Below are 22,171 nucleotides of genomic sequence, written 5' to 3' on the forward strand. Positions count from 1 at the left end.
TAACCTTCGCGTTCGTGCACTTGCGGTCTGGATAAGCTCGACCGGCAGGTGCCGGGTTCGCGAACCGGAACCGGTTGGGTAAAGTGCATTGCACGAATCGGGTGCCGAAATCCTTCAGTCGAACGATCGCGGTGCGAAGCCTGGGCTGCGCCAGGGGCGCCTGATCAGGGGCTAGGGGATAGGGACTAGGGGAGAGGGACTCAGACCAAGGAACGGGTATCGCCACGTTATGCGGGATTGGTTATGCTTTTTGCATTCCACTGACAGCCCTGCGGACGAGGACGAACGAATGAAGAAGGAATCCTGGCTGTATGTTGCGTCCGTGCTGTCCGGCGTCCTGGTCTGGATCGTCGTGTCTGCCGCCTCCGGTAGACACGAGGCGTGGGATTCTTCCTGGTATTTCTCGGCGGGCTACCCGCTCATCTGCGCCGTCTCGAAGGCGCTCGGATACCTCGCGCCGGCGTGGTCATGGCGATGGGGGTTGATTCCCTTCGTGGCCCAGTTCTTGTGGATGCTCCTGACCCAGGGACCCGGCAATCTAATGCCGCTCGGAATCATGGTGTTCGGCATGATCTCGTTGCCTGCGATCATCGCGGCGCGGGTGGGCGCGTTCTTTGCAAACAAGCGGGCGAGAAGCAGTGAACCCTGACGCAGTGGATATTTGGAGTCTGTGACCTTATCTACGCCATCTACAGGAGGCGATCTGGATTTACTTCTCACCGGTCGGGGCGGTAGCCAAGACGTACGCTTTACGGTACGATACGACGTCTTCAAAGGAACAGCGTTCATGGCAACGGTACTCACCGCATCCCAAGCCCGCGTCGCGCTATATCGGCTGATCGACGAAGCGGCAGACAGCCATCAGCCGGTTCAGATCACCGGCAAGCGGAACAATGCCGTCCTACTCAGCGAGGGCGACTGGCGGGCCATCCAGGAAACGCTCTATTTGCTTTCGGTCCCGGGAATGCGCGAGTCCATCCGCAAGGGTTTGGCGGAACCGGCCAGGAATCTTTCCGGGAAACCGGGCTGGTAAGGTTTTGCGGGCCTTGTATTAGCTGACGGCGCGGCCCGTCCCGGATCTGGACTGACATCATGGCCTGGCAGGTTCTATTCACCAAGCAGGCGCAGAAAGATGCCAGGAAGATCGCGGCGGCGGGCTTGCGTGAAAAGGCCGAGACGCTCCTGACGATCCTCGGAGAGAATCCACGCAGGAATCCGCCGCCATACGAGAAGCTGGTGGGAGACCTCGAAGGGGCCTACTCGCGGCGAATCAACATCCAGCACCGTCTCGTTTATCAGATTCTCAAGAAGGAACGGATCGTGAAGGTCATCCGGATGTGGACGCATTACGAATAACGTCGTATTGCAGGGCATTGTTCGAAGACGAAGATGCAACGTGACCGCGGTAGTCCTCTGGCATGGCGGGAGGCGGAGAGATCAAGCGAGGTGTTCGGGGGGATGAAGAAGGAAGATCGGGAATCGCTGGTGAAATTCGTCGAGGCGATCTGACCACTGGAGGCGAAGGGCGGCTAAGCGTGGCGCCCTTCGATGCCGCGGTTGTCGTACCATTCGCCCATGCTTTCGGAACTCGACATTCTCAGGGATGTCTGTGCCCGGCTGGAGAAGGCGCGGATCGAGTACATGCTGACGGGTTCGATGGCGATGAACTACTACGCCCAGCCGCGCATGACTCGCGACATCGACATTGTTGTGGCGCTGGAGGCATCGGATGCCGCGAAACTCATTTCCACGTTCGAGCCCGACTATTTCGTCCCGGAGGAAGCGCTGCACAGCGCTTTGCGGGAACGGGGCATGTTCAACTTGCTGCATCTCGACAGCGTCGTGAAAGTCGATCTCATCGTGCGAAAACAGGCGCCATACAGACAGACCGAGTTTGGTCGTCGCGTGAAGGTGCAGTTGCCGGGATTTGCGGCGTGGCTTGTCAGCAGGGAGGATCTGATATTGTCAAAGCTGGCATGGGCAAGGGACGCGGAGTCCGAGTTGCAGATGCGCGATGTCCGGAATCTGTTGTCCGGTGAAGTCGATCTGGCCTACCTGCGGCAATGGGCGCCGTCGCTGAACGTAGATGAACTGCTGAAGCAATGCCTTCGTGAACGACACAAGCCCTGAGATTGCGCGCATGGTTCGCGAGCGCTATGCGGAAATGGAGCCGGTCCAGAGATTTCTGATCGGCGTGAGCATGTTCGAGGCCGCTCGCGCCATCGCGCTCGCGTCCTTTTCACCCGGTCTTTCACCATTGGATCTGCGCAGGCAACTGTGTGACCGGTTGTATCCGGGGCTTGCTGCGGATGCCTATGGAAATGCGAATGGCGAAAAGCCATGGCCTACGACCTTCTGATCAGGAACGGCTTCGTCATCGACGGCACCGGCGTGCCGGGGCGGCACGCGGATGTGGCGGTCACGGACGGGAAGATCGTCGAGATCGGCCGCGTCAATGGCGCCGCACGGCAAACCCTCGACGCCTCGGACTGCGTCGTCTCGCCGGGATTCATCGATCCGCACACGCATTACGACGCGCAGATCTGCTGGGACGGCGCGGTAACGCCGTCGTCGTGGCACGGGGTGACCAGTGTCGTAATGGGCAACTGCGGCGTGGGCATCGCGCCCTGCCGGCCCGAGACGCGCGAGGTGGCGATGCGCGACCTCGTCAATGTCGAGGCCATTCCCTTCGAAGTGTTGTCGAAGGGCATCACCTGGGACTGGGAAACTTTTCCCGAGTACATGGATGCCGCGGCGCGCCGCAAGCCGTCGGTGAACCTCGGCTTTCTTGCACCCCTGACGCCGTTCCGGCACTACGTGATGGGCGAAGCGTCGATGGAGCGCGCGGCGACGCCGGTGGAAACCGCGAAGATCCGCGCGTTGCTCGCCGGGGCGATGGATGCCGGCGCCTTCGGATTTTCGAGCACGATCCTGAATCAGCATCTCGGCTTCGGCGGGCGACCGCTGGCCTGCCGCAACGCGGACCACGCCGAGTTGAAGGCCTACGCGAACGTGCTCAAGGAAAAGAACAAGGGCGCGATCGAAGTAGCGCTGACCCGGCAGATCGCCGTGCTCGAGGAAGACCAGTGCGAGATGCTCGACTTCCTGCTCGACGAAAGCGGCCGGCCGGTGACCTTCATCGCGCTGTTCGACCGCGACGATATTCCGGAAGCCGTGCGCGACACCTTGCGCCGTGCCGCGCCGATGATCGCGAAGGGCGCGAGGCCGCAGACCTCGCCACTGCCGCTCACACGCGAGATCGACATGCACAGCCCGTTTTCGTTTGCGGCGTTTCCATCGTGGAAACGCGTGTTCGCGGATAAATCCAAAGAGGCGCAGAAAACGGTTTATCGCGATACGGCCTTCCGCAACCAGTTCCGCGAAGAGCTGAAGAACCCGATCGCCTTCGGCAACTGGGAACGCATCACGCTGCACGAAGTCCGCTCACCGGAGCTGAAGCGCTTCGAAGGCAGGACGGTGGCGGAGATCGGCCGCGCGGAAGGCAAGGACGGCGTGGACGCGTTTCTCGATCTGACGCTGGCCGACGACCTCGACCTCGAATACACGATGGCGTCGTACAACACCCGCGTCGATCGCATGGCCGAATTGCTGAACAACCCCGCGATCCTGATCGGCCTCGGCGACGGCGGCGCCCACGTGGACATGCTGTGCGACTCAGGCTATCCGACCTACCTGCTCGGCACCTGGGTTCGCGAACGCGAAGTTCTCGCGCTGCCCGAAGCCATCCGCCGGTTGACCTCCGATCCGGCGGACCTGTTCGGGATCAGGGATCGCGGGCGATTGCGTCCGGGACTCGCGGCGGATATTGCGATCTTCGATCCGCAGACGGTGGGCTCCTCGAACCGCGGCGAGCGGCGGTATGATTTGCCGGGCGGCGGCAAGCGCATGGTCATGCCTTCGCGCGGAGTAAGGTACACGATCGTGAATGGCGTTACGACGTATGCGGACGGAGAGTTGGTCGGCGCATCGGCAGGGAAGGTGTTGCGGTCGTGAGAGGGGCTCGCGGACTTGCCTACTTCCATTCAAGATTCAGCGTCCTGCTCGAAGCCGCGCAGTCTCGCAAGTAGAGATTGATCAGGCTCTGGTAGGGGATGCCGACTTGCTCTGAGATCGACTGGAAGTACTTGATGGCATCTTCATCCAGACGAATAGTGATCTGCTTCTTGAGTCGCGAAGCGTAGGGATTCTTGCGGGACTTTGAAAAATCGTATTCTTTACGCATGTGGCACCTCTAGGGGTAAGCCTTCGATTCCTTGGCTGTTGCCTTGCGAGCGGAGACGATGCGAATGACGTTGCCTTGACTCCGATAGCAGTGACAGACCAGAAGCAGTCGAAGTGAGCTACTCAGGCCCAGCAGAACAAAGCGCTCTTCATCTTTGGAATGGTCGGGATCATCGATCAAGCGAGCCCTCTCATCGAAGAAGACTGATCTGGCTTCTTCGAAGGTAACGCCGTGCTTTCTGGCGTTGGTTGAAGCTTTGCGAGCGTTCCACTCGAAACGAAGTGTGCTCATGTACACAGTGTAACTACAATGTAGTGGCTGTGCAACCCGGAGCCCCGCCTCCTGAATGAGTTCCCTGTCGGTGACGGGCCAGGGCGGGCTGTCGCTGCCAGAAGCCATCCGCCGACTCACCTCCGACCCGGCTGACCTGTTCGGCATTCGCGACCGCGGACGCCTAAAGCCAGGGCTGGCCGCCGACATCGCGATCTTCGATCCTCAAACCGTCGGTTCCTTGAGCCGAGGCGAGCGGCGCTATGATCTTCCGGATGGCGGCAAGAGAATGGTGATGTCTTCGCGCGGGATCCGGTACACGATCGAGAATGGCGTTACGACGTATGCCATCGGGGAGCTTGTCGGCGCATCAGAGGGGAAGGTCTTGAGGTCTTGATCGAGACATTGCTAGACCAGGAGACTAGCTATTCAAAATGCACACTGCAAGCCTGACCCGAATTCCCCAGGAAAATCGGGGCGAACTCAGCTTGATTCAGACGTCATCTTGCGGGGTTGTCGCCGGAACACGACGATGCTGCATGACGGATGAGTCCGCAACGTGGATGAAGCGGGACTCTGGCATGGCGGAGAGGCGAATGATTCGTGGGAGGCTTTCCTCAGTATGACGAAAGAGGAGCGTGATGCATTGGTGCGGTTCGTCGAGGCGATCTAGCTTCGCCAGAGGGTAGGGACTAGCGAGACGGCGCATCGCCTTGGCATACGGGAAGGTTCATGCCGTCGCAAACTATCCTGCCACCCATGACCGATGAGGAAGGAATCCTGGTCATGTCAGGCTTGAATTATGCAGATGTGCTGGCGGGACGTCGCTTGCGCACCTCTCCGCGGTTGACTCCCCCGTTGTCGCGGACCATGCTATCGAGGCATTTGGAGCAATTTTCTGCAACCAGTCAGATAAGGAGGAGCGGATGGCTACCAGGAAACCCGCGAGGACCAAGTCGCCGAAGCGCAATGTGACCAAGAGCAAAGCATCAAAGAGCAAGCCCGCGCAGAAGGCAAAGGCAAAGGCAAAGGCAAAGGAGGGGGCGCTGCTGAAGCGCAACTGCGGCACGATGGCCGTGCACATGATGCTCCTGGAAAAGTACCCGTCCTTCCGCGCGCGGCAGTTCCAGCTCGAGCAGGACACCGCCCAACGCCACGCGAAGGCGTTCGACGTCAAGAAGCTGAAGCCGTCGACTGTCAGAGTAGTAGTCAACGTCGTCTACCAGACACCCGATCAGAACATCACCCTCGGCCAGATCAGGAGCCAGATCTCCGCTCTCAACCGGGACTTCGGCGCGACCAATCCGGATAAGACCAAGACGCCGGCTCCGTGGACAGGCCTGGTCACCGACTCGCGTATCCGCTTCAAGCTGTTCAAAGTGCAGCGCAAGCAAACGACGAAGGCGTCGTTCGGCCAGGACGACGGCGTGAAGAAGGCCTCGGCCGGCGGCCTGCCGCCGTTGAGTCCGGAGAAGTATCTCAACCTATGGTCCTGTCCTCTTGGCGGAGGATTGCTCGGCTACGCGCAGTTTCCAGGCGGACCGGTCGCCACCGACGGCGTGGTCATCAACTACCGAGCATTCGGCACCCAGGGCACCGCGCAAGCACCGTTCGACAAGGGGCGCACCGCCACGCACGAGATCGGCCACTTCTTCAACTTGCGGCACATCTGGGGCGATACCGAGGACTGCAGCGGTTCGGACTTCGTCGCTGACACGCCCAATTGCGCGGGACCCAACTACGGCAAGCCCGGCTTCCCGCATGTAACCTGCAACAACGGGCCCAACGGCGACATGTACGTGAACTACATGGACTACACCGATGACGGCTCCATGTTTATGTTCACCACACAGCAAGTCATGCGCATGCGCAGCGCGCTCGAGGGGCCTCGAAAAAGTTTGATGACCTAGCTTCCGTCTCACGGCCGGCCCTCTTCCGCAAAGGCGGGAGAGGGTTTGCAGCCCGATGGTATTTTCCGAGCCCGACTCTTGCCCAACCCGATCAAGAAAAACGATCCGCTGTTCAGCACCCGCTGGGTTCACGTGTTCGAAGAGGACACGCCGGAGGGTGCCGTGTATCGCCCGGATTCCGCCGACCTGCCGCTGTCGCGGCGTCCCCGCGAGCAACTCGAACTCAAAGCCGACGGCAGTGCCAGCGTGACGATGCCCGGGCCGGACGATCGCCCTGAGCCGATCCACGCCCGCTGGGAGGAACAGGACGGGGAGGTGAGGGTCCGCGCAACCGGAAATACGGCGCGGGAGCTGCGCATCGTTTCGCATTCCGCCGACCGGCTGATCGTGCGCCGCTGACCAGGGAGTACGCCGCATGCCGAAAAAAAAGCCTCTCAAGAAAGACGACCAATACGAGATCAGTCCGCGCGTTATCCGCGAGGCCTCCACCCGCCCGTATCAGACCACTCCGGGGGCACCGCCGGTACGGCCGTTGCGCATCTACACGCTCGACCCATCCGTTTCGCATCGTCTGGGAGGAATCGCCACCGTCGATGTGCCTTATGAGGCGCTCCTGCCCGGGCCGATCGGCGCGTTGTTCGAGATCGACGGCGGTGGTGCACCTAAGCCGCTTGTTGCCGACAAGCTCGACTTGAGTCAGCCGTCGGTCCTGTTGACCGACGGGCTTGCTCCCAACCCGGGCAACGGCCAGTTTCATCTGCAGATGACTTATGCGGTGTGCAGCCTGACCTACGCCGCATTCCCCCGTGCACTGGGGCGCGACATCTCCTGGTCGGTGGAGCCGCCGGCCGCGGGCGGGCACGCCCGGCTGCGCGTTCGTCCATTTGGCATGCGCGAGGAGAACGCGTACTTCGATCGCGACGAAGGCGGGCTCAGCTTCGGTTACTTCCGCGCCCGGCGCGTGCCCGGCGGCCACACCGTTCCCAGCGGACTGATCTTCACAGCGCTATCGCACGACGTGGTCGTGCACGAAACCACGCACGCCATGCTCGATGCGTTGCGCGCGGAGTTCTACGCTCCAACCAACCGGGATGTGCTCGGATTTCATGAAGGGTTTGCCGATCTGGTCGCGCTGTTCCAGCACTTCAGTTACGCCGACGTGGTGGAGGCGGCAATTCGAGATTCGCGCGGCAATCTCTCGCACGCCGGGCTGCTCACGGATCTCGCGCAGGAGTTCGGGCATGCCACCTCGTCGCCGCTGGAGACGCGAGCGTTGCGCTCCGCCATCGACGTGGAAGGCCTGGCCGCATTCGACTCCGACGCGATGCTCGCCGGCAAGCGCGACCCCAAGCCTTATCGCGCCAATATGGAGGTGCACGACATGGGCTCGGTGCTCGTGTCCGCCGTGTTCGAGGCCTTCGTCACCATCTTCCGCCGCAAGACGCAGCCACTCCTGCGGCTTGCCGGCATTCCGTCCGAAGAGGTCGGGCAACGCGAGTTGGGGCCCGAACTGGTTCATGCGCTGGCCGAGGAAGCAAGCCAGGTGGCGGATCACTTCCTCAACATATGCATTCGCGCCATCGACTACTGCCCTCCGCTGGACATGTCGCTCGGCGAATATCTGCGGGCGCTGATCACGGCCGACGCGGCGATGGTCGTGCGCGACAAGTGGGGCTACCGCGAAGCGCTGATGCGTTCGTTCCGCCGCCGGCGCATGTTTCCCGAAGGCGTCGAATTCATGACCGAAGACGCGCTCAAGTGGTCCGCACCCGCGACGCCGATCACGATTCCCGGCCTCGCGTTCCGCGACCTGAGCTTCGACGGCGATCCCGCGCATCCGGCAGGCGCCGCGGAGTTGACGCGTCAGGCGCGCGCACTGGGGCAGTTCGTCGCTTCACCCGATCACGCGCCGGACTTTCACTTGGTTGCGCCCGGCACCCCGCTGCCGAAGGGAATCGAATATGCGTCGCTGCCGCGCGTCGAGTCGATACGGTGCGCACGTCGCGTGGGTCCCGACGACAACGTATCGTTCGACCTGGTGGCCGAGGTGATTCAAAGCGGTACCGCGCGGCGGGGAAGGGATCTGTTCGACTTCAGCGGCGGCTGCACCCTGATCATCGACCCGTACGGGCAGGTACGCTATGCGATCTACAAGAACTTGCTGAGCGAAGAGCGCCTGTCGCTCCAGCATGCGGCGATACGCGGCCCGCTCAAACGCTACTGGCAGAAAAGCAGAGGAAAGTATCGGCCCCGGAAGGGTGTCCTGCGCATGTTGCACACCGTTCCGGCCAGTCAGGGCAAGTAACGCGAGGCATTCCGTGCGCGACAAGGACAGGATGGGCCGGTCGATGCGTCGGAAAAAAGGACAGACCCTGAGGTCTCCCCGGCGGACTTCTTCGGCATCCGCGACCGCGGACGCCTCCTGGCGGGACTGGCCGCCGACATCGCGATCTTCGATCCCGCAACAGTCGGGTCTTCGAATCGTGGCGAGCGGCGCTACGATCTGCCGGGTGGCGGAAAACGCATGGTGATGCCGTCGCGCGGGGTGCGGTATACGATTGTGAATGGGATCACGACGTATGCGGAGGGGGAGTTGGTCGGCGCTTCGGCCGGTCAGGTGTTGCGAGCCTGATTCGCAACTAAACCTTACACCCAACACGGAGGCACGGAGAACACAGAGGACACGGAGAAGAACGAAGGAAGAGATTGATGGAGTTTCCAGTCGCCATTGTGGATAAAGAGCAATTTTCACTGTCCGCGTCATCTTGTGAATCGACTCTCGCGCAATGCACCTTTTGCGACATGCTTGAGCCCGTTGCGAGTATGTCAATATTGACATATACTGATTTGAAATGGCCGCCATCGACAAGCCGCTGGTCTGGCTTCACGGCGAGATCAAGTCGCCTCCATTGTCTTCCGCCGCGCGACTTGAGGCCGGCCTCCTGCTGCGAAAACTGCAACGTGGCGAGAGGCTAGAGATGCCATATTCCAGACCCATGCCGTCGATCGGCCCACGGTGCCATGAACTGCGTATCAACGACGAGAGTGTCACATGGCGGATCGTTTATCGGATCGATACGGATGCGATCGTGATCCTGGAGGTCTTCTCCAAGAAGACGACGCAAACGCCCAAACCGGTCATCGATAACTGCAAGCGACGATTGAAGGATTACGACAGTGATTGAAAGCAAACGCAAACGTCTGGAAACCAAAGGCTGGAAGATTGGCTCCGCCCGGGATTTTCTTGATTTAAACGATCAGGAAGAGGCCTACATCGAACTGCGTCTCAAGCTGGCCGACGCGTTGAAGCGTCAACGAATCAGCCGGAACCTGACGCAAGAGGATCTCGCAAGGGCTGTGAGCTCGAGCCAGTCGCGAGTCGCAAAAATGGAAGCCGGTGATGCCTCCGTTTCGCTCGATCTTCTGGTTCGGTCGCTCCTGGCTATGGGCGCGTCCAACAGCGATCTCGCGAAGATCATCGCGGGCTCCCATGCCCGGCAGAAGGCAGCATAGCGATCCATCTTGACGGGAGTAAACTAATCCCGGGCATCAACACCGTTATAGGGATCTCTTATGAGCCAAAAACTGACGATGGTTTACTGGAAGGGCGAACGTTTCTGGCTCGGGAAGTTGCTCCAACATCCCGAAATCATGACTCAGGGCGAGACGCTCGAAGAACTTGAGGAAAACCTCAAAGACGCTTTTCGCGCGATGGCGATGGACCTCGGCGAATAATCGGTTGAGGCGTACAAACACGGGAGCAGCGCAGATGGAAAAGCCGTACTACGTGCATGCCGTTTGGGACGAGGAGGTGAAAGTCTGGGTCGCATCGAGCGAAGATGTACCCGGTCTGGGGACCGAGGCCGAGACGACGGAAGCGCTCGTCGAAAAACTCAAGTCGCTCATTCCGGAAATGCTGGCGGCCAATGGTCGCACAGACGCGAAGCCCGTCGCATTCGAACTCCTGACCCGGCGCTTCGAACTCGCCGCGTGACGCAGAGTTTTACGCCCGAACTGAAGCGGCTGCTCCTGGCCGCTGGCTGCAGACTCGTGCGCCCAGGATAGGGTGATCACGAAATATGGCATAGCCCGGTCACCCAGTTGATTTTCGTCGTCGACGGAGTGTTGCGATCCTGACCGATCTCCGCTAACGCTTGCACCCAACGAAACAGCTTCGGCCGAAGGTCGAAAGTCTTGTGTCTGCCCCAGGGGCGGCTACCCGACTGGGGGTATAATGGTTCCATTTTGGTTCCAGGACGACATTCATGCTGACGCTCACACTCAAGAACATTCCGGAAGATTTGCACGCCATGCTCAAGGAAAGCGCCGAGAGAAACCGCAGGAGCTTGAATAGCGAGATACTCGCCCGGCTGGAACGCGAACTTGCGGTGCCGACAATCGATCCCAGGGCTCATGCCAGGGAGCTGAAAACCTTTACCGCCCGCCTGCCCAAGGTCGAGCACGCACGGGTGGGCCGTTACAAGCACCAGGGCCGGGCGTGATTGTCGTTGACAGCAATGTCATCGCCTACTGCTGGATAAACGGTCCGCTTACCGCGCTTGCGCAAAGCGTGCGCGTGAAAGATCCGGAATGGCACGCGCCATTACTCTGGCGCTCGGAAATGCGCAACATCCTGACCGGCTATCTCCGGGACGGGAGCATGGACGCATCGCAGATTTCCCGCGTGATGGATGCCGCCGAGAGCGCGCTCGCGGGCAGCGAACACATTGTGCCCAGTCCTCCGGTGCTCGATGCTGCCGGCAGGTCGCGGCTCTCTGCGTACGATTGCGAATTCGTCGTTTTGGCATCCGTGCTCGCCGTGCCGCTTGTGACAGCGGACAAGGCGATACTCAAGGCGTTCCCGGAACTGGCGATGACTATGGAAGTTTTTGTGTCCCGGCAGGAAGCCTAGAATGCCAGCGTGGATATGTGAGGACAAGGAAATGGACGTACGACCGATCAGAACAAAACGCGACTACCTTGCCGCACTGAAGGAAGCCGAGGCGCTGTGGGACTCCCGTCCGGGATCGAAGGAGTCGGACCGGCTTGAAGTTTTGACGCTGCTGATTCAAACATACGAGTCCGAACACTATCCGATCCCCGATCCCGACCCGATGGAGCTTCTGCTTCATGTCATGGAATCCCGCGCGCTGACGCGAAAGGACCTCGAGCCCTACATTGGATCGCGCGCGCGCGTGGCCGAAGTACTCAATCGAGTGCGGCCATTGGCGCTCGAAATGATTCGCCGATTGTCCAAGGGATTGGATATTCCGGCCGACGTGCTTGTGCGTCGCTATGAGCTGACCGAGGCCGCGTGATGCTGCGCCATTGTTGAGAGGCAAAAGGCGAGAGCTGACCACATGGTGCCCCAATTAGACCCGGACCCATCGAGCCGCACGCGATCAAACGAAGACCGAAAAACCATGCGCTCCTTACTGTACCTCGACATGTCGCACGTGCCGCAATCATCCGTGCGCGTCCGGCCCATGCTTAAGGTAGTGCCATGAAGGCCAGACCCCGTTTCCCTTGAATGCCAATCCTATTAAGCGTCTTTTTTGGCAACAGATTTAGTACTTTCGGGACGTGAGAAAAGAAAAGTTCTAAATCTGACAGCACCAAATCCGAAGCCGCCGATAAGCGATAACGCAACTACCGTTGGCAAGAGTATTTTTCCGTCGAAAACAATCCCAAAATTCTTACTTGCCCATGATGCAATGAGCACCAAAGGCACAAACAACGCACACGAAATGAGTCCCGAATAGATGCCAAAGTCAGCTCGTTTCGGCCGAGCTAGCCTTTCCAGATTCTGAATACGTGCCAATAACGCGTCGCACAATCTGGAAAGTACCACCGCCTGAGGGCCGGCCTTTGATACATGTTCAGTCGCAAGATGTACCTTCGCCTTAAGCTCAACAAATCCGCGAAGGTCCGGCTTGAACGCAGCCTTGAAGCATAGATTCATGTGCGCCGCAACACTTTGCGTAACTTCTGTCAGTTCGATTAGCGCTTTCGAAAGTTGATAGGTTGCTCGAATTTGGACACTAGCAAGATCAGCCTTCGCAAGGAGTCGCTCTGCCTCCCTAGCTGGGGCAGCAATAGTAGGCTCCGCAAGCCTGTCCAAATTCAGGGTTGCAATATCTCTTTCGGCTTGGATATAGATAAAGAAAGCCCTGTAAATGTTCGCCAAACCAAGAAATGTGAAGTATGAGGGAGATTCTTTCTCATGATACTTCTCAGCAACGGTGCGCGACGCCTCAGATGCGCTCTCAACCAGGGTTCTAGCCGCGCCCAAGTCTTGGGCCATAACAGCCTGCATAGCACCGACAAATAGCGCTTCCGGCTTCATGTGATCGATTATGGGCTGAAATTTTTGCCGATATCGTCCTGCCTTTCGCAAGTATTCTTCGGTTGTCTGAAAAAGTTCAAGGCATCGGCTGATATTAGAGCGTTGAGCCTCAAGAATAGCCATGGAATACGCAGCAAGACTTCGACATAACGATTCCATATCGGTAATGCCAAATTCTTCAAAGACAACGGCAGCTGAGTTCTCAACCTCTGCCGCTAGAGCGAAGTTTCCCTCCTGTCTAATCAGTCGGTATCCTTCTACGTGATTCCAGGTCGCTTGCAGGATCATCTCAATTTGTGATCCCTTTTTATCCGGTCCTAACTCCTCGAGATGACGCGCGATTAGAGGTTGAGCATTCTCAATGTCCACCTCGAAGACCTCTTGCAAGATTCGAGCTTCAAGCGAGGATGCCTGCGGCACGATCGGAACTGGTAGTTCTTCCTCTTGGGACATGTTTCTGGTCCTCCATTGTTAGCGGCAAGTGGATTGCATAAGCGACGTTACGACGTTATGCGCACATCGTTCGAATGTCACCTAGCTTGCTGCTCGTAGCTGTCCTGTAGAAATCCCATTGTAAATAATTATCCGTCATTCTCAAGCTGGCCGAACACGCTTGCGGTCAGCAGCGACAGCTGCGTCAGCCGGGTCGGACCATCGCAAGTTTCTGATTCTCTGAAGCCAAGCTGGGTCGGACCACGCCAAGTTTCTGATTACACAATCCAAGAACGAAAATATGGAGCGCTAATTTTGCCTTGGAGGCACCTTTTCGCACCTGAAAAGCACCTTCTAAGCATCTCGCTTCTTCCGTCCGGTAAATTTGGAGCCAAAGAACGAACAGTTGGCGACAGCATCATTGATGCGCGCAGATGCGGTCAGTTACCTTTCAAGGCTGGCGCCTAAACGAGTTCCCTGCCGACGAAAAGTCGGAGGGGCTGTTGCCGTCCGAGGCCGTGCAACGGCTTCCTCGACCCGCCAAACTGGTCCTACAATGTCTCATCCTTCGTCTCTGTCCTGAGGGTCGTCCATGAACCTCACGTTCAATTCTCTTCATCCCACCTTTGTCGCTGAAGTCAGCCCGGTTGATCTGCGAACGGTTTCCGACCGCGACACCCTGCAGCAGATCCGCGCCGGCATGGACCGCTACGCGATACTCGTTTTTCGCGAGCAGGCCTTTTCCGGCAGGGAGCAGGTCGAGTTCGCGCAACGCTTCGACGGCCAGCTCCACGCCAAGACCGGTGCGGCGGCGATCACGAAAAACCGCTTCGGCAACGAGGCGCTGACGGACATTTCCAATGTGGACGAGGGCGGCGATATCTTCCAGTCGAACGACCGGCGGCGCCAGTACTTGCTGGGCAACCGCCTGTGGCACACGGATGCGTCCTTCCAGGACCCGCCGGGGCGCTACTCGATGCTGTTCTCGGTGGTCGTGCCGCCGGTGCCGGCGGACACGGAATTCGCCGACATGCGCGCTGCCTACGATGCCTTGTCCGATGACATGAAGGCGCAACTCGAAGGCCTGCGCGCTCAGCATTCCATTGCCTACTCGCGTTCCACGCTGGGCTTCGAATTCTCCGAGAAGGAAAGGCAGATCCTCAAGGGCGCGGTGCAGCCGCTGGTCCGCACCCTGCCCAACGGACGCAAGTCGCTCTACCTCGCCTCGCATGCGGCCACGATCATCGATTGGCCCGTGCCGGAAGCGCGCCTGCTGCTGCGGGACCTGACCGAGCACGCCACCCAGCGGCAGTTCGTCTACCGGCATTCGTGGCGTGTGGGCGACTTGGTGATCTGGGACAACCGCGCGACCATGCACCGGGGAATGCCCTTCGACGACAGGAAATACCGCCGCGAGTTGCGCCGCGTGACCACGCTCGACATCCCCATCCCGCCGCACCTTCGATCTTAGTGCTTACACGAACCACGGAGCCACAGAGGACACAGAGGGCACAGAGGAAAGAATAGAATAAATAGATGAGGATGGAATGGTGAGAATCCAAACGTTGTCGCGCACAGTGAACATTGCATATTCATCCATGACAGCGATTGCCAGATATCTAACTCTCCTTTTGTTGTTCTCTGTGTCCTCTGTGTCCTCTGTGGCTAATAGCGTACTGCGATGTATGTGTTGGGTTGAGCCAAACTGATGGAAACTCGCGTCCTAGGAAAAACGGGCCTCAAGGTTTCGGTGCTGAGCTTCGGCTGCGGTGCAGTCGGGGGCCTGATGGTGAAGGGCAAGGCGGCCGACCAGGAGCGCGCGGTCGCGCGCGCCATGGAATTCGGGATCAACTACTTCGACACCGCGCCGATGTATGGCAACGGCGAATCCGAACGCAACCTCGGGCGGGTGTTGAAGGCGCTGAAAAGGCCGAAGGTCTATGTCGGCACCAAAGTTTTTCTTGAAGCAACCGGCGATATCGGGAAGTTCATCGCCGATTCCATGGAAGCGTGCCTGAAACGCCTGGGCCTCGACAGCGTCGATCTCTACCAGTTACACAATCCCATCTCCGACGCGAAGCGCGAAGGCACCCTCGACCCGAAAACAGTGCGCGAACAAGTGCTGCCGGCCTTCGACTATTTGCGCGAGCAAGGCAAGGCGCGTTATTTCGGGTTCACGGCATTGGGAGACACGCCCGCCATTCACAAGGTTCTGGATGCTTTCGATTCAGCCCAGGTGAGCTACAACCTGCTCAATCCCAGTGCCGGCATGAAGCTGCCGTCAAACTATCCGGCCCAGGATTACGGTAATCTGATTGAGCGCGCACGCGCGAGCGGCATCGGGACCATCGGCATTCGCGTGCTCGCGGGCGGCGCGTTGAGCGGCGTCGAAACCCGGCATCCGCTCGCCATGCCAAGCGTGGACCCGCTCGGCTAGGCATCGAGTTACGCCGGCGATGTAGCCCGAGCGGTCCGGCTCGGTGAAATCGTCAAGCGGGGATTTGCACAAAGCCTCGTCGAGGCCTCGATACGATACGTGTTGTCGAACCCGGAACTCACCACGACGTTGGTGGGACTCTCCACCCTGGAACAACTGGACCACGCAGGTCAGAGTGCGAAAAAGGGGCTACTGCCGGAAGAGGCGTTGAGGCTCATCTCGACCATACAGCAGGGATTCGTGGGGGAGGCTCGGTAGGACTGGCCGGGGGCAGCCCGGCGGCTGGTTACCTTTCTTGCGCGGCCAAGAAAGGTAACCCAAAGAAGGCCGCCCCTGGTGTCGAGCCCCGTTTTCACGGGGTGCCCCTGCGCTGCCTGCCTCGATGAGGCGACTGCGGAACTCGACCTGGCGAGGCGCACACAACGCGCCTCACTGCGGGACTCGAACAGTCCTCGTCGACTTCCCCTCATCGAGTCGAGCTGCTCGGCGCGCCACAAGGGGAGAAAGTGCCTAATACTTCACTCAGTCCTCAGCATCCAATCACTCAGTCCTTGGTTGAAAAGCGACTGCTTTTCAACCCACATGCCGTGCGGGTAGACTAGTTCCGCTTCCATTTCAAACAATTTCTCGGCTTGGAAAGTCTTACCACCTGCCGACGTCCCATCTTTGGGCCGCAGAGCCGGTCTTGTTCGTATCGATCTGTGTCGTTTCGTCGATCATATTGGCTTTTACACATTTCAATTGTGACTAGTAAGAAGCACAGATCCGGAGTTGAGTTCGAAGAACTGGTTTCACGAGTTCAACGACAGATCGATCCCAACTCACAGGTGACACACAATGAACTGTTGACGGATCGTTTAGGCCATCAGCGCCAATTTGATGTGGTGCTTCGTGGCCAATTTGCAGGTCAACAGATTCTAGGAGTCATGGAATGCAAAGACTTAAGTAGAAATGTCGGAATACAGGACGTCGATGCCTTCATAACGAAGTGCAACGACATCAATGCAAATTTGAAAATCCTAGTTTCGAGTAAGAAGTTTTCGCAGAAGGCGATTGAAAAGGCGAAACACTATGGCGTTCAGACTCTATCCTTGCTGCCCAGCGATTCTTCAGAATTCATATCTCCGATAGCGACAAAATGGTACGCGGATATATATTTCTGGAAGCAAATTTCAATGCAGCTGCACGTTCTGGAAGGTGAGGCTTCGCCAGACTCGCTTGTCGTTGATAGAGCAATGATCGGGAGCAAGAGAGTTATGGATTGGTTCACCAATTATTTGATCAAAAATCATACGGAAGAAATCGGAGAAGGTTGGATAGTGGGCATCAAGTGCACGTTTGGAAGTACTCAGATCGTTACTGACGGAAATAGAGAATGGCGATGTGCGGGTATCACCTTTGGAGCATTGCGAGCTTGCGAGAGAAAAGTGAGAAATGTAGGTTGGAAGGGGACCGGCTTCTTTGACTGGCAGCTCAATCAGCTGAAAACGACTAGTAACGCGACTCTAAGTACCGATGCAATCCCCGTCGATTTTAGGACTTGGGAAGATCGAACAGGTGACAAGACGATCGACAACGAATTTCTTTTTGGACATTTAACCGTATTTGGAAAAAGCTTCGAATATTGCCAAGATGCAATTGATTTGGAGGAGTTATAGGAATCACGGCAAACGTTGCGTTTCCTAGAGCAGTGTTGTATTTCGTTTTGGAATGCCATGCGGGTAAACTAATCCCGCTTCCAGTTAAAACAAATACTCGGCTAGGGCTGCTTCCTTCTTCGCCGACGTTTCATCCTTAGGCCGCAAAACCCGTCTTATCGGTATACAGCTATACCGCTCTGTCGAATTTAAAGTAAACAAAAGAAAGTGAAAGATCTAACCGGACACACAGGTGCGCTAATGAAACCTTCTCTCGACGACGTATGGCATCGACTAGAAGAATTGGAGGGAAAGGACTTTGTGACCATTACCGGAAAGCCTTTCAAATATGAAATATCGGGCGAGCAATTCTTTCCTAGTCGCACCAAATACACCATCTCCAAGACGGAGTTTGGTAAGGCGGTCAAATTGGTGCCCTTCGACGGCCCCGGCGTAATTAGCAAATCTGTCCGTGGCCCGTCCTATGTGTGGGCCGTTCTGCATGACCAGCGAGTGCGGAAATCAGATTGGTAACTGCACTTGCTGACCAAAAAAGTTCATAAGTTCTTGAGACCAGATCAGTTACTTCAATCGCCGATGAGGTACAAGGAAATCTGGTTCTACGTCATCGCGTTCCTGGCCGGTGCGCTGGTCTGGATCGTCGTGTCCAAAGTCTCCGGCAGGCAGGAGGCGTGGGATTCGTCGTTGTATTTCTCGGTCGGTTATCCCGTTCTGTGTCTTTTGTCGTTGGCGATGGGTTACTTCGCGCCGGCGCAATCATGGCGCTGGGGCATCGTGCCTTTCGCGGGACAGTTCGCCTGGTTGCTGCTGAGCCAGGGACCTGGGAATCTTTTGCCGCTCGGCATCATTGCGTTCGCGATGGTTTCGGTGCCGGCGATTGTGGCGGCGAAGGTTGGGGCGTACTTCGGCAGCAAGGGAACTCTCAAGGGCGAGCCATGATGGAGAACGCTATTTGCAACTATGCAGGCCAGACCCCACCCACCCCGATTTGGTGGATACGATTCTGTTCGTTAGACCGCTCAGTTGGACATCGGCCGCACTAAGAATCTCAGCTCGCGCCAAGATGCATCTCTCCACCGTTAAGATCAGCAACTTCCGTTCATTCGAAGGGCTACATTTCGAGCTGCAGCCCGGTCTCAACGTCCTTATTGGCCGGAACAATACCGGCAAGACCAACTTGCTGCAGGCGATCCGCCACGCAATCGGCCCCGGTGCTTCGCGTGGCGATGCTCTTTGGTTGGAACGCGACGATTTCTACAGAGCCTCAGCAACTGACACCATCGAGCGTACGATCGCCATCACGCTGACCTTCACTGGATTGACGGATGCGCAGCGTGCTTACTTCTACGAGATCGTGGACTTTGATCTCACGGACCTTGCAAAGTCGAAGGCCATCATCCGGTTCGAGGCTTCGTGGCCGAAGGGAAAGAGACAGGCATCGATCAAACGCACCGGTGGACCTGCCGTCGCCGAACCGCCGGAAGTGCCGACGAGCCTCTTGGAGTCTTTGCCGATCACGTTCCTACCTGCTCTGCGAGATGCGGAGGCAGCCTTGGCTCCGGGGTACCGCAACCGCCTCGCATTGCTTCTTCGTGACGTAGCAGCTCGGAAGGGCGGAACGACGGAGGCTGAAATCAAGAAGATCTACGCGGACGCCAATCAGACGCTCGAAGGACACGAGTTAATCGGCGATACCAAGTCGTCGCTCCAGGCCACGACCAAGAAACTCGCAGGCAGTGACTATTCTGCGTCTGCGATTTAGGTCGCCGAAGTCGACTTCGAGAAGATCCTGCGTTCATTACAGGTGTTGATGGACGGCTCTCCTATCGGCGCTCTCGATGCCAACGGACTTGGCTACAACAATCTCCTTTACATGGCGGTCGTGCTGGAACACTTAAAGTCACCAGATGTGGATGAGTGCCCGCTGTTCCTCGTTGAGGAACCCGAGGCCCATCTTCACCCTCAATTGACGATGCTGCTGGCCGATTACCTTGCCAACGAGACGCCGGGCGCGAGTACGCCGCAAACGCTCGTGACGACGCACTCGCCGACGCTCGCGGCGAGCGTGCCGCCTAGCCGTGTCCACGTGCTGTTCGTTGACCAAACTAGCCGCAAGCCCTGGTGCAACAGCCTCGCAAACGCAGGCATGGACGAGAAAGAGCAGGGCGAACTCCAGCGGATGATGGACGTCACGCGGGCCACCCTGTACTTTGCGAAGGCCGTAATTCTCGTCGAAGGCATCTCGGAAGCGCTACTCGTGCCAGTGCTGGCGAAGCGGCTCGGCCACGACCTAGCCAAGCTACACATATCGGTGATCCCGATCTGCGGCGTGGCGTTCGAGACATTCAAGAAGATACTGGATCCTGCTGTGCTCGGGATTCCGGTTGCCATCGTGACGGATGCGGACCCACCAGTCATTCGGGGCGAATCATGGGAATTGGATGAACCGGAAAAAGTTGGTTCGGTCTTCAAACTGTCTGATCGCACCACGAAGCTGGTCACAATCTTTTCCGGCCACCGGACAGTGAGGGTTTTCCACTCGCAGATTACGCTTGAGTATGACCTTGCCGAGGCGGGAGACGAGAACGCCGCCATCATGGCATCTGTGTGGGAGGCTTGCTTCGTTGGGAACCCAGTGACGTTCAACAGTACCAAAGTCGTTGCGGCTGGAGTCGATCGCGGCGCCAAGGCGATGGCGGCGTGGCGAGGCATCTGCCGGGCACACCACACAGGAAGCAAGGCCGAGTTCGCTCACCGCCTTGCAGCCAAACTCGCTCCGGCACACGAAAGCAGCCAGTCCGCTTCGGACTTTGACATGCCCGACTATCTGAAGAATGCAATCGACTACGTCGTTGCCTCCGCCGACCAGCCAGCCCCAGCCCCCGGGGCCATCGGCTAGTGAGAATCCCCACGCCCGAGCAGCAGAACGTTCTTGAGTCTGCTGCCCGCGTTCGGGTCGTCCGTGCTGCGCCCGGGAGTGGGAAGACATGGCTGGTCGCGGAGGTGATCCGAACAGAACTCGAAAGGTGGCCGAAAAGGACTAGCGGCATTGCCGCGCTATCCTTCACGCGAGTTGGAGGCGATGAGATCCGCAGAGCCATAGGCCACGAGCTTGGACATCCGCACTTTGTGGGCACGATTGACGCGTTCCTGTTTCGATACGTCATCCGACCTCACCTGCGTCGGGTCTTTAACTGGTCTGCTGATCCCCGTATATTGGTGGGTGAATGGGGTGCGGAGCACTGGGGCTACTACGGCACCAATCAGACGACGAAGTTCGGTCAAGGCATCAATATATTTAGCTCCGTGTGCATCGACGAGGAGCAGGGCGAGGTTGTCATAGCCCACAAGCCCCACCCTGCACAACCGCTCCGAAAACTGATCGGCAATGAACTGTCTCAAGTCAATGCGGCCAAGGAGGAAGTATGGAAAAACCGCGGTTTACTCACGCACTCGGATGCTGCGCTGTGGGCAAGCAAGATCCTGGAGCATCCGACATTGGGTGCGGTAGTTCGTGCTGAGGTTATCCGGCGGTTTCCCTTTCTGATCGTGGACGAACTGCAGGACACCGGACACTTTCTCGGCAAGAGCATCCGCCTACTTCTCGAAGAGCCTAGGGCCCGCGGTCTCCTTGTGGGGGACCCGGATCAGGCGATCTACGAGTTCACCGGTGCCCGACCTGATCGTTTCAATACGTTTGAAACCATCCCCGGTGCCGTTTCCCTGACTTTGGCAAGCAGTCTGCGATGCCCCTCTGCCGTCGCAGATGTCGCGAAGCACGTGAAGGACTCGGGCGGAGTGATTGGTCCCGCTGAGGATCAAGTTGGACGGGCACTCCTTGTGCGATACAACGACATGGCGGTGGACGTGCCAAGGCTGGTGGAAACGGTCCGCGCAATTCGCATCACATCACTATTGAAGGTGATCGCGCGTGCACTGACAACAGTCGAAGATCTCGCCGGGCGGCGTGCGGGAAATACCCCGTCCCTGTATTGCCCCCCGCTGACGCACATCCATCGTGCCGTGGTGGCATTTCGGCGGGGCAGAAACATCTCCGCGCTCTCGGCCGCCCGGGCGGCTCTCGAGCGCGCGGTCTTCCAGCACGAGGGTGTCATCGACGAAGAGCTTACTGCATCCAACATTGACCCCCGCGACTGGAAAGCGCTCGCTGTTCGATGCCTCCTCAAGGTCAATGCGATCGCCACGACGGGCACGACTTTCGACTGGCATACACAAGCAGGCGAAACACTTGACGGGGAGATTAGCGTCTTCGGCCTAGGCCCAAGCCCCACCTTCGTTACGGGAAAGCTCAAACCGCAGAGGCGAGATGGCTGGGACAAGCCGTCCGCTGACTTCCTGCCTCAGCCGAATGCTGGCGTTCAGGCTCTTGCTGGAATTCCGGTGCAAACAGTTCATGGCGTCAAGGGAGAAACCCACGACGTCACGGTCTTCGTATGTCCGCCAACAACTCAGGCTGCTCGCTGCCCCTCCGCCGTGTGGTGGTCACCGAACGACAAGGACCGTGAAGAGAAACGCATCGCGTATGTCGCAATGACTCGAACCCAGGGCAGCCTGATCGTGTGCGTCTCGGACGCTTCCCATCAGCGACTCGCGGCCAACCGTGCCGCGTTCGTGGCGAGCTTTGAGTGCATGACCGTTGACGAGTGCGTCAACGCGCTGCGCGGAGAATCGGGTCAGGAGAATAGGAGAATCGCAGGAGAATCGGGTCAGGCTGTCATGGCACTACCTTAAGCATAAGCCCGACGTGCACGGATGATCGCGGCGCGCGCAACCTGTCGAGGTACTGTCAGCAGCGCGTGGTTTTTCGGTCTTCGTTTGATCGCGTGTGGCTCGATGCGTCCGGGTCGAATCGGT

29 protein-coding genes are annotated in these 22,171 nt (G+C 58.4%); 26 read left to right on the plus strand and 3 right to left on the minus strand.

The window, feature by feature from the left end; translation table 11 throughout:
* Positions 1-289 precede the first annotated feature (289 nt).
* The 6 genes from HY067_22605 (at position 290) to HY067_22630 (ending at position 4,014) form a co-directional block, all read left to right on the plus strand.
* The gene (locus HY067_22605) at positions 290-649 is read left to right on the plus strand and encodes a hypothetical protein (GenBank protein MBI3530746.1); all 360 of its coding nucleotides are present in this window, start codon (positions 290-292) and stop codon (positions 647-649) included.
* Positions 650-787: 138 nt separating this feature from the next.
* A complete protein-coding gene (locus HY067_22610) occupies positions 788-1,033 on the plus strand; it encodes a type II toxin-antitoxin system Phd/YefM family antitoxin (GenBank protein ID MBI3530747.1) in 246 nt (81 codons plus the stop codon).
* 59 nt (positions 1,034-1,092) lie between these two features.
* Entirely contained in the window at positions 1,093-1,356 is a 264-nt protein-coding gene (locus HY067_22615; GenBank protein MBI3530748.1) for a Txe/YoeB family addiction module toxin, read from the plus strand.
* A gap of 192 nt (positions 1,357-1,548) precedes the next feature.
* Positions 1,549-2,130 (plus strand): nucleotidyl transferase AbiEii/AbiGii toxin family protein, encoded by a 582-nt coding sequence (locus HY067_22620; protein MBI3530749.1) that lies wholly within the window; start codon positions 1,549-1,551, stop codon positions 2,128-2,130.
* Positions 2,131-2,140: 10 nt separating this feature from the next.
* Entirely contained in the window at positions 2,141-2,359 is a 219-nt protein-coding gene (locus HY067_22625; GenBank protein MBI3530750.1) for a hypothetical protein, read from the plus strand.
* On the plus strand, positions 2,341-4,014 hold the full coding sequence (locus HY067_22630) for an amidohydrolase family protein (protein ID MBI3530751.1): 1,674 nt from the start codon (positions 2,341-2,343) through the stop codon (positions 4,012-4,014). The genes HY067_22625 and HY067_22630 overlap by 19 nt, the downstream gene beginning before the upstream one ends.
* Positions 4,015-4,033: 19 nt before the next feature.
* On the opposite strand, the gene HY067_22635 is transcribed toward HY067_22630, so the two are convergent.
* Together HY067_22635 and HY067_22640 are read right to left on the minus strand one after the other, a co-directional pair.
* Complete coding sequence (locus tag HY067_22635) at positions 4,034-4,243, minus strand: BrnA antitoxin family protein (protein MBI3530752.1); 210 nt, start codon at positions 4,241-4,243, stop codon at positions 4,034-4,036.
* Positions 4,244-4,252: 9 nt separating this feature from the next.
* A complete protein-coding gene (locus HY067_22640; GenBank protein ID MBI3530753.1) occupies positions 4,253-4,534 on the minus strand; it encodes a BrnT family toxin in 282 nt (93 codons plus the stop codon).
* A 55-nt stretch (positions 4,535-4,589) separates the two neighbouring features.
* Here HY067_22640 and HY067_22645 point away from each other — a divergent pair, with 55 nt between their 5' ends.
* From HY067_22645 to HY067_22700, 12 genes are all read left to right on the plus strand, one after another.
* A complete protein-coding gene (locus tag HY067_22645; GenBank protein ID MBI3530754.1) occupies positions 4,590-4,910 on the plus strand; it encodes an amidohydrolase family protein in 321 nt (106 codons plus the stop codon).
* A 162-nt stretch (positions 4,911-5,072) separates the two neighbouring features.
* The gene (locus tag HY067_22650; GenBank protein MBI3530755.1) at positions 5,073-5,186 is read left to right on the plus strand and encodes a hypothetical protein; all 114 of its coding nucleotides are present in this window, start codon (positions 5,073-5,075) and stop codon (positions 5,184-5,186) included.
* Between the two features lie 409 nt (positions 5,187-5,595).
* On the plus strand, positions 5,596-6,423 hold the full coding sequence (locus HY067_22655) for a zinc metalloprotease (protein ID MBI3530756.1): 828 nt from the start codon (positions 5,596-5,598) through the stop codon (positions 6,421-6,423).
* 78 nt (positions 6,424-6,501) lie between these two features.
* Complete coding sequence (locus tag HY067_22660; protein ID MBI3530757.1) at positions 6,502-6,822, plus strand: hypothetical protein; 321 nt, start codon at positions 6,502-6,504, stop codon at positions 6,820-6,822.
* A 16-nt stretch (positions 6,823-6,838) separates the two neighbouring features.
* A complete protein-coding gene (locus HY067_22665; GenBank protein MBI3530758.1) occupies positions 6,839-8,728 on the plus strand; it encodes a peptidase M4 in 1,890 nt (629 codons plus the stop codon).
* Between the two features lie 547 nt (positions 8,729-9,275).
* Positions 9,276-9,608: a type II toxin-antitoxin system RelE/ParE family toxin gene (locus HY067_22670; protein MBI3530759.1), complete on the plus strand. Its 333-nt coding sequence runs from the start codon at positions 9,276-9,278 to the stop codon at positions 9,606-9,608.
* Complete coding sequence (locus HY067_22675; GenBank protein MBI3530760.1) at positions 9,601-9,936, plus strand: helix-turn-helix transcriptional regulator; 336 nt, start codon at positions 9,601-9,603, stop codon at positions 9,934-9,936. Before HY067_22670 ends, HY067_22675 begins: the two co-directional genes overlap by 8 nt.
* A 60-nt stretch (positions 9,937-9,996) precedes the next feature.
* On the plus strand, positions 9,997-10,158 hold the full coding sequence (locus tag HY067_22680; GenBank protein ID MBI3530761.1) for a type II toxin-antitoxin system HicB family antitoxin: 162 nt from the start codon (positions 9,997-9,999) through the stop codon (positions 10,156-10,158).
* Between the two features lie 34 nt (positions 10,159-10,192).
* Complete coding sequence (locus tag HY067_22685; protein ID MBI3530762.1) at positions 10,193-10,417, plus strand: DUF1902 domain-containing protein; 225 nt, start codon at positions 10,193-10,195, stop codon at positions 10,415-10,417.
* Positions 10,418-10,688: 271 nt separating this feature from the next.
* A complete protein-coding gene (locus HY067_22690; protein ID MBI3530763.1) occupies positions 10,689-10,925 on the plus strand; it encodes an Arc family DNA-binding protein in 237 nt (78 codons plus the stop codon).
* Complete coding sequence (locus HY067_22695; GenBank protein ID MBI3530764.1) at positions 10,922-11,335, plus strand: type II toxin-antitoxin system VapC family toxin; 414 nt, start codon at positions 10,922-10,924, stop codon at positions 11,333-11,335. The genes HY067_22690 and HY067_22695 overlap by 4 nt, the downstream gene beginning before the upstream one ends.
* 31 nt (positions 11,336-11,366) lie before the next feature.
* Complete coding sequence (locus HY067_22700; protein ID MBI3530765.1) at positions 11,367-11,741, plus strand: transcriptional regulator; 375 nt, start codon at positions 11,367-11,369, stop codon at positions 11,739-11,741.
* A gap of 224 nt (positions 11,742-11,965) precedes the next feature.
* Here HY067_22700 and HY067_22705 read toward each other — a convergent pair whose 3' ends face one another.
* Positions 11,966-13,222: a hypothetical protein gene (locus tag HY067_22705; protein MBI3530766.1), complete on the minus strand. Its 1,257-nt coding sequence runs from the start codon at positions 13,220-13,222 to the stop codon at positions 11,966-11,968.
* A gap of 571 nt (positions 13,223-13,793) precedes the next feature.
* Between HY067_22705 and HY067_22710 the strand changes: the two genes are divergently transcribed.
* From HY067_22710 to HY067_22745, 8 genes are all read left to right on the plus strand, one after another.
* Positions 13,794-14,672 carry a TauD/TfdA family dioxygenase gene (locus HY067_22710; GenBank protein MBI3530767.1) on the plus strand — a complete coding sequence of 293 codons (879 nt, stop codon included), beginning with the start codon at positions 13,794-13,796 and terminating at the stop codon, positions 14,670-14,672.
* Positions 14,673-14,909: 237 nt separating this feature from the next.
* A complete protein-coding gene (locus HY067_22715; GenBank protein MBI3530768.1) occupies positions 14,910-15,638 on the plus strand; it encodes an aldo/keto reductase in 729 nt (242 codons plus the stop codon).
* Between the two features lie 743 nt (positions 15,639-16,381).
* A complete protein-coding gene (locus tag HY067_22720; GenBank protein MBI3530769.1) occupies positions 16,382-17,296 on the plus strand; it encodes a restriction endonuclease in 915 nt (304 codons plus the stop codon).
* A gap of 240 nt (positions 17,297-17,536) precedes the next feature.
* Positions 17,537-17,809 carry a hypothetical protein gene (locus HY067_22725; GenBank protein MBI3530770.1) on the plus strand — a complete coding sequence of 91 codons (273 nt, stop codon included), beginning with the start codon at positions 17,537-17,539 and terminating at the stop codon, positions 17,807-17,809.
* A gap of 63 nt (positions 17,810-17,872) precedes the next feature.
* A complete protein-coding gene (locus HY067_22730) occupies positions 17,873-18,235 on the plus strand; it encodes a hypothetical protein (protein MBI3530771.1) in 363 nt (120 codons plus the stop codon).
* 52 nt (positions 18,236-18,287) lie between these two features.
* Entirely contained in the window at positions 18,288-19,058 is a 771-nt protein-coding gene (locus HY067_22735) for an AAA family ATPase (protein ID MBI3530772.1), read from the plus strand.
* A gap of 48 nt (positions 19,059-19,106) precedes the next feature.
* On the plus strand, positions 19,107-20,195 hold the full coding sequence (locus tag HY067_22740) for an AAA family ATPase (GenBank protein MBI3530773.1): 1,089 nt from the start codon (positions 19,107-19,109) through the stop codon (positions 20,193-20,195).
* Complete coding sequence (locus tag HY067_22745; protein ID MBI3530774.1) at positions 20,195-22,048, plus strand: UvrD-helicase domain-containing protein; 1,854 nt, start codon at positions 20,195-20,197, stop codon at positions 22,046-22,048. Before HY067_22740 ends, HY067_22745 begins: the two co-directional genes overlap by 1 nt.
* Positions 22,049-22,171: the final 123 nt, after the last annotated feature.

The sequence above is a fragment of the Betaproteobacteria bacterium genome (assembly GCA_016194905.1).
Lineage (GTDB): Bacteria > Pseudomonadota > Gammaproteobacteria > Burkholderiales > JACQAP01 > JACQAP01.